Source organism: Streptomyces albus subsp. albus (assembly GCF_000725885.1).
GTDB classification, from domain to species: Bacteria; Actinomycetota; Actinomycetes; order Streptomycetales; family Streptomycetaceae; genus Streptomyces; species Streptomyces albus.
The window spans coordinates 151,887-166,958 of record NZ_JODR01000022.1 but is presented as its reverse complement, the minus strand read 5'-3'; the positions used below and the strand labels follow the sequence as shown (position 1 = coordinate 166,958).

Here is a 15,072-nt window from a genome sequence, read left to right as displayed (position 1 = left end):
GGCGCACCGCCCGGGAACTGATCTCCGTCAGCCCAGGAAGCTCAGCCGGATCTTCCGCGCGGTTGTCGACGTTCGTGTCCACCGAATTCCGCTGGGACAACCCGGGCTGAGGCCCTCGACGTGCAGTCGCGCGATCTCGCTGGCATCGGCCGCGCAACCACTGGAGTGCGGCCGATTACCGGGCTGCCCGTCTCACCGTTGATGATTGGGATCGCCCAGTGCAGCCCATCGGCCGCCCGGTCGGTGTGAATGCTGACGCTGGGGAGGCGCATACGGCAGTTGTCGTCGCCAACTCGCTACCGGCCGCTCCCCAATGCCGAAGGCCGATGCTCACCCTCTGTGCCGCGTGGTCCGTTCGGTGTCGGCCACCGACCGGATGAAGGCGACCGTGCGTGCACGCAAGCCTTCCCGGCGTTCCTCGACACGGTCGCCGTCCTCAAGACCGAAGCCTTGGCGGATCGGCTTGGCGCTCACCTTGACCGCACAGTCGAGATCGGTGCACAGGAGAAGACCGAGCACGTTGAGGCGTTCGCGCTTGTCGCGCGAGGGGCGTCGAGCGGTGAACCGCGAAACCTCGTTGAACCGACGGGAGGACCTGCACAGGTCGCACATCACCGCTCGCGATTCGAGTTCGGCTCTGTTCGGCGCCTGCCGCAGCAGCACTCCCAATGCCTGGTCGTCGGCCTCGGTGACGAGGTACGCGAGTTGCGGAGCCCGGAGGTCCCGCCACCCGAGATAGTCGATCTGACGCCACGGGACGTCGTCCAACCAGGCAGGAAGTCGGATCTTCTTCGTGGTGGGGTCCGGGTTCACGAACGCACCGCGAACCTCTTCCCTGGTCATGGGGCGCATTGCTTCTCCTGACGAGGCTGAAGGAAGCGTGGACGAGGAGGCGTCGGTGCTCTGTCACACGACGCAGCGAGGTGGGGGCTCCGGGTACGGGCAGTGCTCAGGGCGTCGGCGGGGATCTGCTGGTGGGCCCCGGTGCGCGTCCCCCGTCGGGGTCCGAGACCCGCGGGGACCTCGCTGCACCACCCTGGCCGGGACGCTGGCGACGCCCCGGCCTCGCACGGCCCAGCAGGCGGCGTCGATCCGGTCGAGGTCGGCTTTCGGCGGACGACGCTTCCCCGTGGGCCATGCGGTGAGCGTGCGGTCGAATCGCGGCGCCCTTGCTGCTGCACGCCTACGACGCGGGCGCCTTGGCGGGCAGGTCATCGGAGGGTCGGCCACCGTGGCCTGTCGTATTCGGGGCCGGTCGAGAAGGCCGCCAGGGCCGAGGCGAGGCCGAACGCGGCGGCGCCGGTCAGCAGCACCCGCCGCCGCCCGACCCGGTCCCCGAGGGTGCCCATCGTGACAAGCAGGCCGGCCAGCAGGAACCCGTACGAGTCCATGATCCACAGACATGTCCATGGAGGCCAAGACACACGGCAAGACCAGGACCGCGAGCCCCATCCACTGTCGGGTACTGGCTCTCTCGCCTGTTCCTTGCGCCATCTGGTGCTCCAGCCAGACTCGGTTACGTCACTCGTGCGTACTTAGTACGCATCACAGTGTGCAGCATACGCATGGGGGCACCCCCGACGGCAAATGCATTGCACAAGCGACGAGCCACCACGCCGGGCCACCAGCCGCACCGACGAGCTAGAATTTCGTCACACGTTCAGGGTGTGACGAAATGGAGTACGGGGATGCCGGATCAGACGGTCTGCGAGGTGTGCGGAAAGGATCTGCACACTGCGGAACGGGGACGGCCGCGACGGTTCTGCAGCCACGCCTGCCGGACTCGGGCCTATCGGTCGCGGCTGTCGGAGAAGACAACGGAAGCGAGCAGCACGGGGAGCGGCACACGGAGCAGCACGGGAAATCGCGTGCCGGAGGACGCGGACCGGTCCGGCACACCCCATCTCACCGCCGAGCGCATCGCGTGGGCCGGCATCGCTCTCGCGGACGCGGAGGGGCTCGAGGCACTGTCCATGCGGCGGGTCGCCGCGGAACTCGGCGCGAGCACGATGGCCCTGTACCGGCACGTCGCGTCCAAGGAAGACCTGGTGGCCCTGATGGTGGAAGCCGCGCTGACCGAGGTCCCACTGCCCGACACCCCACCCAGGGACTGGCGGCACGGCCTGGAGCGGGCCGCCCGGCGCGACTGGGACCTGTACCACCGTCATCCGTGGATCCTGTCGAAGGTCCTCGTGACGACCCGCACGCACTCCAGCCCGGCACTCGCCGCGGACAGCGAGCACGCCTTCTCCGCATTCGACGGACTCGGCCTCGACCCTGCCGATGCCTTCCGCTACATGTTCATGTTCGCTTCCTACGTCCAGGGGGTGGCCCTGACCCACGTCAGCGACGTGGAAGCGGAACGGCAAGCCCGGCGTGCCGGCCGGAGCACGGCGAACGGCACGGACGACGCGCGCCGTTCGCTCTACCAGCCCGGCGCCTACCCGCGGCTCGGGCCCGCGATGCGTGCGGGTGCCGATCCTTGGGATCTCGACGCACTCTTCTTCTCGGGTCTCGCCGGTGTCCTGGACGGCATCGCCGCCGACCTCGCACGACGCGGCATCGCGTAGCGGAAAGCTCCCATCCGGCCCGCAGCGAAGGACACATCAGCACACGCTGGAAGACAGCGACGGGACGCGCGCACGCCGAGCAGGCACTCGCCGCCTCCGCCATCAGGCCGTCCGACCCTCCCAGGTCCGTAGCACCGTGCACGCTCTCTTCATCCCGGAAGTGCAGGGCACGGAGAAACGGTGGCACTGCCCTGGGAGTTGACCACCATCAGCACAGGAAACTCAGCCGCACCTTCCGCTCCGGGTTGTCGACGTGTCCACCAACCTCTGTTGATACAACCCACCCACGCTACTGAGGATCGGCCTGTATCACCACGAACCTGGCCCTCCGGCAACTCACACCGCTGCTCGGGCCTCGAAGCCGGCCGCCTTCATCAACCGCCTCGGCCCGTTGCTCGTGCTCCAGCCCCGCCAGCGATTCCGCAGGAACACCGTGTCGATCATGGCCGGTACTCCGGTCCCCACCTGCGATCACACCGTCGCCGAGGAGTGGAAGAACTACCAGCACTCGACCAACCGTCAGGTCGTCATCGACGCCGACACGCGCCGGGTCGTCGCCGTCGGCCGACCGGTGTCCGGCAACCGCAACGACTGCACGGATGGGAGTTGTCGGGCGCCAAGGCCGCCGGCAGCAAGACCACGGCGATCGCGAACGGTGGCTACCGGGGCACCAACCTGGTCATCCCACACCGACGAGAGCACGGCCAGACCGAACTACCGGCTGGGCGAGAGGAACACCATGCCTCCCACCGCAAAACCCGCGCTCGCATCGAGCACGCCTTCCCCGGCACGAAGACAGTCTCGACACGGACCATCCCCCACGGGCGCGGGGAGCACAACGCCCCCGCCCCGCTCGATTCCTGCTCGTTGGGGTGTCCCGGCAGCTACGGGACGAGGTGGGCGAGGGCCGTCAGGTCGTCCGGCGGGACGGGACGTCGCCCACGCCCGCAGTCGGCTCGGGTGCTGGTTCCGCTCGTCCGGCACGGTCGCCCTGAGTTGCGACTGACGTCCAGCCTCGACTCTCCGCCTCCTTGACCAGCATGTTTACGGAGCCCGCCGTAGCGCAACCCCCGACCCATATTCGCCTTTCTTCGTATGCACACCCTGTATAAACTCGGTGTATACAGGGTGTGTATAGTGGCCGTCATGATCGAAGTCATACGAACGAAAGCGACGCCGTCCCTGTCCCTGCTCACCGCCGTGGCGGCCACGCTGGCGCTAAGCGGCTGTGCCAAGGTCGACACGACGTCCCCGGCGGACGCTCGCAACCATCCCGCCCCGCAGGCAGCAGGCGAGGGCAAGGGGAAAGCCGCCGTGGCCTCGGGCCACCCGGACTGCCGGAAGGCCAAGTGCGTCGCCCTCACGTTCGACGCCGGTCCGAGCGGGAACACGCCCCGGCTGCTGGACATCCTCAAGAAAGAAAAGGTCTCCGCGACCTTCTTCCTGCTCGGCAAGAAGCACATCACCAAGCACCCCGACCTGGTGCGCCGCATCGCGGACGAGGGACACGAAGTCGCCAACCACACTTGGTCGCACGGCATTCTGACCGACCTCACAGACGACGAGGTGCGCGAGGAGATCTCCCGGGTGCAGCGCTCGGTCAAGAAGCTCACCGGCACCGAGCCCTCACTGATGCGCCCGCCCCAGGGACGTACGGACGAGAACATCACCAAAATCTGCGAGGACCTCGGCGTCTCCCAGGTGCTGTGGAGCGTCACCGCGAAGGACTACCAGACCACCGACTCGACGCTCATCAAGAAGCGCGTCCTGGAGCAGACCGACCGGGACGGCATCATCCTGCTGCACGACATCTACAAGGGGACGGTCCCCGCCGTTCCGGGGATCATCAAGGCGCTGAAGAAGAGGGGCTACACGTTCGTCACGGTCCCCGATCTCCTCGCACCCGCGGTCCCGGAGCCCGGGAAGATCTACCGGCCCTGAGAAGACCACTCAGGACCGTCAGAGCTGCTGATACCTGACGTGCGGCCCAACGCACCGCTCGCTCGGGTGGTGGAAGCTCCCGAGCACCGTGCCGACGACCTCGAAGCCGAGGGACACCCAGAGGGTGACAGCCAGGTGGGCGCACTCCACGACGGCCTTGAACCGCACGCCCCGCCCGTCAGCGTGGCCAGGCGAGCGTGCCCTCGCCGGGGGCCGGTCCGACGCCCCTGCCGCGCGCGGGAGGCGACCATGAAGCTGCCGTTGGAGATGAGTCGCGCCCCGCGGGTCGCATCCATGCTGGACCTGCAGAGGAGCGCTAGCCGACGGCACGCTGGAGGCCGACCGCGTCCGCCAGGTGTGCGGGAGTGCGCAGAAGGCTCGGCAGCTACTTCGCGGAACAAGTCCTCGAAGCCTCCCTGCCGCGCACGGCTGCGGCCTCCGCCCGGCATATCCGTGACCTGGCCAACGATGCGTCCCTCGCGCCCGGCCGACTCATCGCCCAGGCCGCCACTGCTCTCGTCCCACTCGATGAGCTGCGCCGACGCCGAGGCACCGCTGGAGACTCCACGTCAGGGCAGATGGCCACGACTGGCCCTCCGCGTGCGCAGCCTGCTGCCCGCGCCCGCACCCTCGCTCGGCAACAAATCGGGCCCATAGCGCCGCCGAACCTACGTCCTATCAGCCTTCGCCTGTCGCGTTTCGTTCGGATCACGGTGCGAGACAGATAGATGGTTGTGGTCTTGTCACAGCAGGTGGCCACGCCGCGCCGCTCCTTGAGCCTGCTGATGGCGCTGGACAGTGGTGCCGCTCTCGCACGGCCGGTACCGTATGCGGCCTGTTTGTCGGCCGGACACCCGTTCCCGGACATGACCTGCCCAGCCTCAACCTGGATGCGATCGGACCAACCGGGGGGTACAGGCGACCCAGACCGGAATGCCGATGCCGGTTTCCACGGGAGTGCCGAATGGTCGTCCGGTGATGAGGTCCGTCAATTGTGTCGCCCCATGCCGATCGGTGCGAGCGGCCAGGAGAAGGCCGCCGGAACAACTCACGACGGTCACTCCCCCACCATCGGGAGCGGTAAGGGGCTGGTCGAGGAGCCGGCCGGTGGTTGTGTCCCAAAGCCGAACCGTGCCGTCCCCGCTGCTGGTGGCCAGGATTTGTCCGTCAGGGGAAAATGCGACCGCCCAGACCGTGTCAGAGTGGCCGGTCAAGGGTCTGCCGACAGGCTTCCTGGTGGCCGTGTCCCACAGCCGCACTGTCCAGTCCCGGCTGGTCGTGGCCAGCAGGCGACTGTCGGGCGAGAACGCCACCCCCTCCGAGTCGGCAGTGTGGCCGGTCAAGGGCCTGCCCACGCGCTTTCCCCGAACCGGGTTCCACAGTCGCACTGTTCTGTCCCGGGTGGTTGTGGCGAGCAAGCGGCCGTCGGGAGAGAAGGCCATCCTGACCACGGTGTCGTTGTGACCGGTGAGGGGTTTGCCGACGAGACGGCCGGTAGTCGTGTCCCACAGCCGGACCGCGCAGTCCCGGCCACCTGAGGCGATCAGGCGGCCGTCCGGTGAGACGGCCACGCCCACCACAGCATGCACGTGGCCGGTGAGCGGCGGGAGAAGGGGCTTGCCGGTGACTGTGTCCCAAAGCCGGACGGAGCTGTCGCCGCTGCCGGTGGCCAGAAAGCTGCCGTCGAAGGAGAACTTCAGGTCCCAGACGGCGGCGGTGTGCCCGGTCAACGGTTGCCCGATCGGTCGCCCGGTCATCGGGTCCCATAGGCGCACCTCGGAGCTGCTCGCCGGCAACGTCTGCTCTCCGCCTGTAGTGGCGACCACGTATTCCCCGGGTCTGATCCCTCTGTGAAACGAGCCGGTCACTTCGCCATCTGTGGTGGTGACGAAGTACTCACCGTGCCCTGCGCCTGATTCCTCCGGTGGGAGGACCGTGGTTCGGGACAGGTCTGCGTCCTCTCTGGTGTAGGACACCGTCGGTTCGGATGGATGGTCGAGCCGCCGCAAGGCATGGGCGAGATGCCTTGCGTCCCAGCGCCGTTGGCCGGGCTCCTTGTGGAGCAGGGTCAGTACGAGCCGGTCCCATGCGGGCGGGACGTGGCCGGAGACCGAGCTGGGCGGAGGCGGATCTTGGAAGAGGTGTGCCGCAAGCTGGCCTACGGCGTCCGGAGCTCGGAACGGCAAATGCCCTGTGAGCATTTCGAACAGGAGACAACCGACCGCGTACAGATCGCTGCTGGGTACGGGGTGCCCCTTAGCCTGTTCCGGGGCCATGTACGCGGGGGTACCCACGGGAGAGCCGGTCTGCGTGAGCCGTTCGGCTGTCGTCCCCGCTCCGACCGCCCGTGCGACGCCGAAGTCCAGAACCTTCACGCTACCGGCCTGCGTGATCAGGATGTTCGACGGCTTGATGTCCCGATGGAGAATCCCGGCCTCGTGCACGGCTGCCAGCGCGTCGCAAATCTGTGCGCCCCATCGGGCGGTCTCCGGCAGAGCGACTGGACCCCGGCGCAGGATTGTGTTCAGGCCCTCGCCTAGGAGCAGCTCCATCACCAGATACGGCACCGTGCCGGCTTCGGACCCACTTCCGGCTTCGGTCTCGGAGAGGGCTTCGGTCTGACCGAAATCGTGGATGGTCACAATGTTCGGGTGCTGTAGCCGCGCGGTGAGTTGTGTCTCCCGCAGAAACCTGGCGCGTGCCTGGTGCATGCCGGTTCCGCTACCGGCGAGCGGGGAAATGACCTTGACCGCGACGGGTCTTCTCAGGGTCTCGTCCTGGGCCTCCCACACCTGTCCCATTCCGCCCTCGCCGATGAGGCGTACCAACCGGTAGCGGCCACCGAGAAGTTGCCCTGGTCCCATCTCGCCTCCTGCCGTCTCAGCCCCGCACCGCATCTCCCACCGCTTCGGGGAGGCCCGTGCCTCCGCACGAAGACCCGCAGGAGCGGGAGACAACCAGTCGGCCCTGGAGCAGCATCCCACCTGCTGCGTCTTCGCGACTACCGAATGGCTGCTGGTGCACACAAGCAACGCGGGTTAGGGCGCTTTGGGACGACCTGGTGGCCACCGTCACCGCGCTGGTGGCCCAAGGCCAGCAGCAGGCCGACGCCCTGGCCCGGCTCACCGAGGAACAGCCCATCCGGGAAGAGGGTGCGAACAAAACGGGCCCGGCCGGGAAGCCACTTCCCCAGCAGGCGCGGAGGAGGGCTCCGAGGGGCCGTCTTCGCCGTTCATCCTCACGCTGGAGGGCCACGCCTACGAGCAGCAATTGGCCGCGCTCGACATGGGTGCATGACCTGCTGCTGCCCGGTCTACGGGCGGGAGGTCACCTCCAGCAGCCCGTGGTGCCAGCAGTGGGCCCATCATCCCGAGGCCGTCGCGCGGCTCCACGCCCTGTGGCTGGCCTGGCAGCAGTACACCGACGCCGAAGCCGGCCTGGCCGGACCCTGCGGCGCCGCGACCACCTCGACCCTGCCCTGCTCCAGCTGCGCGCGGCGGAAGGTGCCTTCGGTGCCTGCACCGCCAGCCCCGCCCGCCCACCACCGGCTGCTGGCCTCCCCCGCACCCGCGTCCGAAGGGGAGGTGGCATGACAGCCCCGACTACCGCATCGACGGCTTCGAACCAGCCTCCGACCACGTTCAGCGCGTCGTGCGTCATCCGGTCCCACAGCCCCTCGCAGAGCCGTACCGGATTGCCCTCCTGGTCGATGACCGGCTTGCCGCGGTGCATGAGGTAGCCCAGAACGGCCTCCGAAAGGAGGATGTTCTTCAAACTCGTCGGATACCACCGCCGCCCCCGCGCGGGCTTGCCGTACATCGCATCGGTGTGGTCGGCAGGCGCGAGTTCGCCGATGCGGTTCAACCGCGCCGCCTCGCTGCTGGGAGTCACATTCATTGGATCGGCGAGGATGCGCTGCGCCACGTTCCTGATGACAACGGCCGCGTGCGGGTGCAGCTCCACGCTGTCGACCCTGCCGTTCATCACCTTCCGCACGTTCCGGAACCCGTAGGACGGCTGATGCTTGGGACGGCCCGCCGTGCGCGCCTTGACCGTGGCGTCACGGTTACGGCGCTGAATGGAGCGCAGCTCCATCTGCGCGCCCCACGCCTCGATCGTGAAGCTGTTCTCGTCGGCCGGATCATCGAGGTTCCAGGGACCGTCGTGGCCACGGGTGAGGAGGAGCTTGCCCTCGTCACGCATTTTGCAGCCGGTGTTCAGGCAGTCGACGACGTTCCGCCCGAGCCGGTCCACCGCCGCGGCGACCAAGCCGTCGTAGGAGCCCATCTCGTCCCGCAGCCAGGGCCCCAGCTGCGGCCTGGTCACCGGATCGGTGGCACCGGAGACTTCCCCGTCATCGGCCCCAGCCGATGATGTGCCCGCCGATCGACGCGGCGGCTGTCAGCACGTCCTGCCGCTGCCGTTCCGGCGAAGTCGTGGCCGCCCTCATGCGGGACAGCCGCCGCACGCCGACCAGACACTTTCCGCAGCCGTCCCGGGGACGTTCCGCCACATCCATGCCCACACCACGCACCGCCGCTCCGTTGCGGCCGGGCAGAGCACGGCGACATGGCGGCCACACCAAGGACGACCTTGGATCAGCCCAGGAAACTCAACCGCACCTTCCGCTCCGGGTTGTCGACGTTGGTGTCCACCAGGCAGACGGACTGCCAGGTGCCGAGGGCGAGGGAGCCGCCGAGGACGGGGAGGGTGGCGTGCGGGGGGACGAGGGCGGGCAGGACGTGGTCGCGGCCGTGGCCGGGGCTGCCGTGCCGGTGGCGCCAGCGGTCGTCCGGGGGAAGAAGGTCGCGCAGGGCGGAGAGGAGATCGTCGTCGCTGCCGGCGCCGGTCTCCAGGATGGCGATGCCCGCGGTGGCGTGCGGGACGAAGACGTTGAGCAGTCCGTCCCGGCCCTGGGCCGCGTCGGCGAGGAAGGTCTCGCAGTCCCGGGTGAGGTCGTGGACCGTCTCGCTGGAGCCGGTCGTGATCCGCAGGACATGGGTGCGCAGTGCGTCGGTCATGCCTCCATTCTGGGGGCCGGGTGGTCACGGGACGCGGGAAGGTTCCGGGGCCGTGTGTGGTTCGTACGGGCATGGAGAACGTGGAGGTCGTGGTCATCGGCGCCGGTCAGGCGGGGCTGTCCAGCGCGTACCACCTGCGGCGTACGGGTTTGACGCCCGGTGAGGACTTCGTGGTGCTCGACCATGCGCCGGCACCCGGTGGGGCGTGGCAGTTCCGGTGGCCGACCCTCACCTACGGCCGGGTCCACGGGATGCACGCGCTGCCCGGTATGCAGCTGACCGGCGCCGATCCCGGGCGGCCGTCCTCCGAGGTGATCGGCGAGTACTTCACCCACTACGAACACCGGTTCGGATTGTCGGTGCGGCGGCCGGTGGACGTCCGGGAGGTGCGGGACGCCGGCTGGGGAGGCCGGCTGCTGGTGCGGACTTCGGAGGGTGACTGGGCCGCACGTGCCGTGATCAACGCGACGGGGACCTGGGACCGGCCGTTCTGGCCCCGGGTTCCGGGACAGGAGCTGTTCCGGGGCCGGCAGCTGCACACCTCCGGATACCGGGGGCCGGACACGGACGCGTTCGTGGGCAAGCGGGTGGTCGTCGTAGGGGGCGGGACCTCGGCCGTGCAGCATCTGCTGGAGATCTCAGAGGTGGCGCGGGAGACGGTATGGGTGACGCGCCGCCCGCCGCTGTTCCGTGCCGGCCCTTTCGGGCCCGAGGAGGGCCGCGCCGCCGTCGCGCTGGTCGAGCAGCGGGTACGGCAGGGGCTGCCGCCGCAGAGTGTGGTCTCCGTGACAGGGCTGCCGATGACGGAGGAGATGCGGCGCGCGCGGGAGCGGGGGGTGCTGGAGCGGGTGCCGATGTTCAGCCGCGTCACCGAGGACGGCGTGGCCTGGGACGACGGCAGCCAGGCTGCGGCGGACACCATCCTGTGGGCGACCGGCTTCCGGCCCGCCATCGACCATCTGGCTCCGCTGCGGCTGCGCGAGCCCGGCGGCGGCATCCGGCTGGAGGGCACCCGCGCGGTCCGCGACGAGCGCGTCCATCTGGTCGGGTACGGCCCCTCCGCCAGCACCATCGGCGCCAACCGGGCCGGCCGCGCCGCCGTGCGGGACATCCGGGCGCTGCTGGCAGGCGGCCATGAGGTCACGGCCGACACCGGCACCGGTCTGACGAGGAACCCGGCAGCCTGATCCTGAGTAACGCGGTGCCCCTCCGCGGGACTGATGTGCCACGGCGGCACCCGTCCGGTGCGACTTCCGGTCCCATCCAGTGCGTTCTCTGGGGGCCGACAGCAGCGTCACCCCCGCTTCGTGCCGCACCGCGCCGCGCGAGCGGGTGTGCCCGGGGGCTCCGTACGGGGCGCTCTTGGTGCCGACGGTGTGCGGCTGCGAGAGTATGTTCCCGAGATGATCATCCGTCGCGGGAGCGGACCGCACAGTCCGCACCCCGACGGGGTCCCCGCGAGGGCCGACTGGACCAGGACGCGAGAGCCGGGACGGAAGGAGGCGCCGTGCGCGTAGCGCTCTTCGTCACCTGTATCAACGACGCGCTGTATCCGCGCACGGGTCAGGCCGTGGTGACGCTGCTGGAGCGCCTGGGCGTGGAGGTCGACTTCCCCCAGGAGCAGTCGTGCTGCGGCCAGCCGCAGTTCAACACCGGTTACCGGCACGCCACCGAGCCCTTGGTGCACCGCTGTGCCGCCGCTTTCGAGGGCTACGACCACATCGTCGTACCGTCCGGGTCGTGTGCGGCCATGGTGCGGGAGAACTATCCACGGATCGGGGCGAAGGCCGCCGCCGAGGGCCGGGGCCAGGCTCTGGCCCGGGCTGCGGAGCGCCTGGTGCCCCGCACCTGGGAGCTGACGGAGTTCTTGGTCGACGTCCTGGGGGTCACCGATGTCGGGGCCTACTACCCCCACACGGTCACCTACCACCCGACCTGCCACGGCCTGCGCATGCTCGGCCTGGGTGAGCGCCCCAGGAAGCTGCTGGAGCAGGTGGAGGGGCTGGAGCTGCGGGAGCTGGGGGGCGCCGAGGAGTGCTGCGGTTTCGGCGGCACGTTCGCCGTCAAGAACGCGGCCGTCTCGTCGGCCATGGGCGCCGACAAGGTGCGGCACATCGAGAAGACGGGAGCGTCGTCGGTGTGCACGGTGGACAACTCCTGTCTGATGCACATCGGGGGCACGCTGTCCCGTGCCGGCTCGCGGGTGCGGCCCGTGCATCTGGCGGAGATCCTGGCGAGCACGAGGGAGGCCCCCCTGTGAACGGACGGACGAACGCCTCGAGTGTCACGTACGTGGGGATGCCGACGTTTCCGGAGGCGGCCGAAGCCTCCACACGGGACGCACGGCTGCGCCGCAATCTGCGGCACGCGACCCACACCATCCGCGACAAGCGGGCGGGTGCGGTGGCCGAACTGCCGGACTGGGCGGCGCTGCGCGAGGCAGGAGCACACATCAAGGACCGTACGCTGCGCCATCTCGACCACTATTTGGAGCAGTTGGAACAGTCGGTGACCGATGCCGGCGGAATCGTGCACTGGGCGGCGGACGCCCAGGAGGCCAACGACATCGTCACGCGACTGGTGCGGGAGACCGGCGAGCGTGAGGTGGTCAAGGTCAAGTCGATGGCCACCCAGGAGATCGGTCTCAACGAGGCGCTGGAGCGCGCCGGGATCGCCGCGTACGAGACCGACCTGGCGGAGCTGATCGTGCAGCTGGGCGACGACCGCCCGTCGCACATCCTGGTGCCCGCCATCCACCGCAACAGGGGCGAGATCCAGGAGATTTTCCAGGACCGGATGGGACGGTGGGGGCGTGCCGCGCCGGAGGGGCTGTCGGACGACCCGGCTGAGCTGGCGGAAGCCGCCCGGCTGCATCTGCGCGAGAAGTTCCTCCGCGCGAAAGTGGGCATCTCGGGGGCGAACTTCATGGTCGCCGAGAGCGGCACGCTGGTCGTCGTGGAGTCCGAGGGCAACGGCCGGATGTGTCTGACGCTCCCGGAGACGCTGATCTCGGTCGTCGGCATCGAGAAGGTCGTGCCGACGTGGCGGGACCTCGAGGTGTTCCTCCAGTTGCTGCCGCGTTCGTCCACGGCGGAGCGGATGAATCCGTACACCTCGACGTGGACGGGCACCACCGACGGGGACGGCCCGAGCGCCTTCCATCTGGTGCTGCTGGACAACGGCCGTACCGACACGCTGGCCGACCAGGTGGGCCGGCAGACGCTGCGCTGCATCCGCTGCTCCGCCTGTCTCAATGTGTGCCCGGTCTACGAGCGGGCGGGCGGTCATGCCTACGGCTCGCCCTATCCGGGGCCGATCGGCGCCATCCTCACCCCGCAGCTGGACAGTCTGGAGACGGGTCTGGACGCGTCCTTGCCGTACGCGTCGTCGCTGTGCGGAGCCTGCTACGAGGTGTGCCCGGTGGCGATCGACATTCCGGAGGTGCTGGTGCACCTGAGGGAGCGCGTGGTGCAGGGCGGTACCGCGACGGTGCGGGGGCAGCGCACGACGGTGCAGCCCGCCAAAGGCCACGCCGCGGAACGGGCCGCCATGCGGGCGGCCACGTGGGCGTTCGACCATCCCGGTGCGCTGCGGGCCGGTGAGCGGCTGGCCTCCCGGGCCCGGCGGCTGGTGCCGCGCCGGCTCCCGGGCCCGGGCAGCGCCTGGACGGACACCAGGGATGTGCCGCGCGTGCCGCCGGAGTCCTTCCGGGACTGGTGGCGCCGCACCCGAGGCGGCGCCACGGGCACCGGCCCGGACCAGCGGGAGCGCGGCACCGGCCGAGGAGCGCGGAGCGGCGGCACCGTCCCGCGAGAGCAGAGCGGTCGCACCGGAGCGGACGGGCGGCACAGCGGGGGCGGCCCGGACGGAGGCGGGCGGCGGCCGGGCGGTCGGGCCGGTGGCAGCCGGACGGAAGGAGGCGGAGATGAGCAGCCCGAGCAGCCGTGAGACGGTGCTGGGCCGGGTGCGCCGTGCCCTGGCGGACGTCCCGCGCACCGAGCGGCCCGAGGACGTGCCGGTCCCCCGCGACTATCTGCGGGTGCACGGCGACCGCGACCCTCGCGAGACGGCACGTCTGCTGGCGGAGAACCTGGCCGACTACCGGGCCCGGGTGCACCACTGTGTGCCCTCGGCGCTGCCGGAGACGATCGCACGGCTGCTGGCCCGGCAGGGCTCGCGCAGCGTGGTGGTGCCCGCCGGGCTGCCGGACTCCTGGCTGCCCGCGGGCGTCGAGCGGGTCCACGATTCGGCGGAGCTGCCTTCGCACGCCCTGGACGCCGTGGGCAGCGTGGTGACCGGGTGCGCCGTCGCCGTGGCGGAGACGGGCACGCTGGTGCTGGACGCATCCCGGGACCAGGGGCGCCGCCGGATCACGCTGGTGCCGGATCATCACCTCTGTGTGGTGCGGGTTCCCGAGCAGGTCGTCGGGTCGGTGCCGCAGGCGCTGGAACGGCTGGATCCGGCCCGGCCCCAGACGTGGATCTCGGGCCCTTCGGCGACCAGCGACATCGAGCTGAACCGGGTGGAGGGCGTCCACGGGCCGCGCACCCTGGACGTGATCCTGGTCTCCGAGGAGGGGTTCCTTCTCTGACCGGCCGCGGGCCCGTGTGCCGACGGCTTACCGACGCTCCCCGCACTTGGGGGCGTTGAGGAATGTGTTCTTCAAGTTACTGACCGGAACGGGTGGTTCACCGGGCGGCACCGTGGAAGGGTCGAGTCGATCAACCTGCCCCTCACGTGTCGTACAAGGAGACACCCGCCCGTGAGCCACTCCCCGACCACCACCGCCACCGGCTCCCCGTCCGGCCTCCCGGACGCCGGAGGACCACCGGGAGCGCCGACACGCAGACCCGTCCCACTGGTCGCCATGCTGTGCACCGCCGTGCTGTCCGCGCTCTCCAGCGCACTGGGGGCGCTGATGGTGTACCTGGGCGGCAAGGATCTCGCGGACGAAAATGTCCGCAACGCCGTCGCGAGTGACCCGTCCGCCGTGGGGCTCCCCTCGGGTACGCGCCCCGCCGACATCGCACGGATGGCAGGCACCGCCTGGGACAGCGTCGTCACCGACTGGCAGGGCACCATGTCGGCCCGCGCCCTTCTGGCCGCCGTACTCGCCGTCGCCCTGCTGCTGTGCGCCTTGTCCGCCCGTACCGGAAACCGGTGGGCCCGCCTGGCGCTGACGCTCGTGGCGCTGACGGCCGCCGCCGTCCCGCACGTGTTCATCCTGCGCGACGCCGCACCGGTCACCTTGCACGCGACCAGCCTGTGCGCTGCCGTGCTGGCCGTAGCTGCGGTCGTCCTGTGCTGGCTGCCGTCGGTGGGACGGTACGCCGAAACGCCCACCGACTGGTGAAGCCTCGCGTCTGGCGGGCGTCCGCCGTGTGGGCACCGGAGCCCCGGGTGAGGTGGTGACCGTCCGCCTCGGCACCTGGGAGTCGCCGGCCGTCTCCGGTGGTGAGACGCCGACGCGGACCGCTGCCTGTTACAGCTAGTCTGGGCGCCCGCTCGGCGCGCGGAGCCGCCCGGCCCGCCCGCCGCAT

At 69.9% G+C, this 15,072-nt stretch carries 12 protein-coding genes and 3 pseudogenes; 9 read left to right on the top strand and 6 right to left on the bottom strand.

What is annotated here, in order from left to right; all coding sequences use genetic code 11:
* Positions 1-330: 330 nt before the first annotated feature.
* Both IO40_RS0125025 and IO40_RS36215 read right to left on the bottom strand, forming a co-directional pair.
* Complete coding sequence (locus IO40_RS0125025; protein ID WP_234336576.1) at positions 331-843, bottom strand: FBP domain-containing protein; 513 nt, start codon at positions 841-843, stop codon at positions 331-333.
* Between the two features lie 413 nt (positions 844-1,256).
* Positions 1,257-1,494, bottom strand: a pseudogene (locus tag IO40_RS36215) (MFS transporter); the annotation flags it as partial.
* Between the two features lie 374 nt (positions 1,495-1,868).
* On the opposite strand from IO40_RS36215, the gene IO40_RS0125015 reads away from it, so the two are divergent.
* The 3 genes and pseudogenes from IO40_RS0125015 (at position 1,869) to IO40_RS0125005 (ending at position 4,511) form a co-directional block, all read left to right on the top strand.
* On the top strand, positions 1,869-2,570 hold the full coding sequence (locus IO40_RS0125015; RefSeq protein WP_234324685.1) for a TetR/AcrR family transcriptional regulator: 702 nt from the start codon (positions 1,869-1,871) through the stop codon (positions 2,568-2,570).
* Positions 2,571-2,884: 314 nt separating this feature from the next.
* A pseudogene (locus IO40_RS39005) lies at positions 2,885-3,368 on the top strand (transposase); the annotation flags it as partial.
* Between the two features lie 348 nt (positions 3,369-3,716).
* Positions 3,717-4,511: a polysaccharide deacetylase family protein gene (locus IO40_RS0125005; protein ID WP_031176178.1), complete on the top strand. Its 795-nt coding sequence runs from the start codon at positions 3,717-3,719 to the stop codon at positions 4,509-4,511.
* Between the two features lie 18 nt (positions 4,512-4,529).
* Here the strand turns inward: IO40_RS0125005 and IO40_RS37750 are convergent, their stop codons facing one another.
* Together IO40_RS37750 and IO40_RS35000 are read right to left on the bottom strand one after the other, a co-directional pair.
* Positions 4,530-4,679, bottom strand: a complete 150-nt coding sequence (locus tag IO40_RS37750; RefSeq protein ID WP_157846450.1) for a hypothetical protein — start codon at positions 4,677-4,679, stop codon at positions 4,530-4,532.
* Positions 4,680-5,392: 713 nt separating this feature from the next.
* Complete coding sequence (locus tag IO40_RS35000) at positions 5,393-7,375, bottom strand: WD40 repeat domain-containing serine/threonine protein kinase (RefSeq protein WP_051719303.1); 1,983 nt, start codon at positions 7,373-7,375, stop codon at positions 5,393-5,395.
* Between the two features lie 144 nt (positions 7,376-7,519).
* Here IO40_RS35000 and IO40_RS39885 point away from each other — a divergent pair, with 144 nt between their 5' ends.
* Positions 7,520-8,104, top strand: a complete 585-nt coding sequence (locus tag IO40_RS39885) for a DUF4913 domain-containing protein (protein WP_425264244.1) — start codon at positions 7,520-7,522, stop codon at positions 8,102-8,104.
* A gap of 496 nt (positions 8,105-8,600) precedes the next feature.
* Here the strand turns inward: IO40_RS39885 and IO40_RS39000 are convergent.
* Positions 8,601-8,837: pseudogene (locus IO40_RS39000) on the bottom strand (recombinase family protein); the annotation flags it as partial.
* Between the two features lie 272 nt (positions 8,838-9,109).
* Complete coding sequence (locus IO40_RS0124985; RefSeq protein ID WP_030405646.1) at positions 9,110-9,532, bottom strand: secondary thiamine-phosphate synthase enzyme YjbQ; 423 nt, start codon at positions 9,530-9,532, stop codon at positions 9,110-9,112.
* A 71-nt stretch (positions 9,533-9,603) separates the two neighbouring features.
* Between IO40_RS0124985 and IO40_RS0124980 the strand changes: the two genes are divergently transcribed.
* The 5 genes from IO40_RS0124980 (at position 9,604) to IO40_RS0124960 (ending at position 14,885) form a co-directional block, all read left to right on the top strand.
* Positions 9,604-10,719 carry an NAD(P)-binding domain-containing protein gene (locus tag IO40_RS0124980; protein WP_031176176.1) on the top strand — a complete coding sequence of 372 codons (1,116 nt, stop codon included), beginning with the start codon at positions 9,604-9,606 and terminating at the stop codon, positions 10,717-10,719.
* Positions 10,720-11,039: 320 nt separating this feature from the next.
* Entirely contained in the window at positions 11,040-11,792 is a 753-nt protein-coding gene (locus tag IO40_RS0124975; protein ID WP_031176175.1) for a (Fe-S)-binding protein, read from the top strand.
* A gap of 38 nt (positions 11,793-11,830) precedes the next feature.
* Positions 11,831-13,480, top strand: a complete 1,650-nt coding sequence (locus tag IO40_RS0124970) for a lactate utilization protein B (RefSeq protein WP_041968576.1) — start codon at positions 11,831-11,833, stop codon at positions 13,478-13,480.
* Positions 13,458-14,123: a LutC/YkgG family protein gene (locus IO40_RS0124965; protein ID WP_031028823.1), complete on the top strand. Its 666-nt coding sequence runs from the start codon at positions 13,458-13,460 to the stop codon at positions 14,121-14,123. Before IO40_RS0124970 ends, IO40_RS0124965 begins: the two co-directional genes overlap by 23 nt.
* 171 nt (positions 14,124-14,294) lie before the next feature.
* Complete coding sequence (locus IO40_RS0124960; protein ID WP_031176173.1) at positions 14,295-14,885, top strand: hypothetical protein; 591 nt, start codon at positions 14,295-14,297, stop codon at positions 14,883-14,885.
* Positions 14,886-15,072: the final 187 nt, after the last annotated feature.

What these genes read in the sequence shown, in the direction of transcription:
- IO40_RS0125025 (WP_234336576.1), bottom strand. Translation starts at nt 843, where the DNA reads ATGACCAGGGAAGAGGTTCGCGGTGCGTTCGTGAACCCGGACCCCACC.
- IO40_RS0125005 (WP_031176178.1), top strand. Translation starts at nt 3,717, where the DNA reads ATGATCGAAGTCATACGAACGAAAGCGACGCCGTCCCTGTCCCTGCTC.
- IO40_RS35000 (WP_051719303.1), bottom strand. Translation starts at nt 7,375, where the DNA reads ATGGGACCAGGGCAACTTCTCGGTGGCCGCTACCGGTTGGTACGCCTC.
- IO40_RS39885 (WP_425264244.1), top strand. Translation starts at nt 7,520, where the DNA reads ATGGCTGCTGGTGCACACAAGCAACGCGGGTTAGGGCGCTTTGGGACG.
- IO40_RS0124985 (WP_030405646.1), bottom strand. Translation starts at nt 9,532, where the DNA reads ATGACCGACGCACTGCGCACCCATGTCCTGCGGATCACGACCGGCTCC.
- IO40_RS0124980 (WP_031176176.1), top strand. Translation starts at nt 9,604, where the DNA reads ATGGAGAACGTGGAGGTCGTGGTCATCGGCGCCGGTCAGGCGGGGCTG.
- IO40_RS0124970 (WP_041968576.1), top strand. Translation starts at nt 11,831, where the DNA reads ATGCCGACGTTTCCGGAGGCGGCCGAAGCCTCCACACGGGACGCACGG.
- IO40_RS0124965 (WP_031028823.1), top strand. Translation starts at nt 13,458, where the DNA reads ATGAGCAGCCCGAGCAGCCGTGAGACGGTGCTGGGCCGGGTGCGCCGT.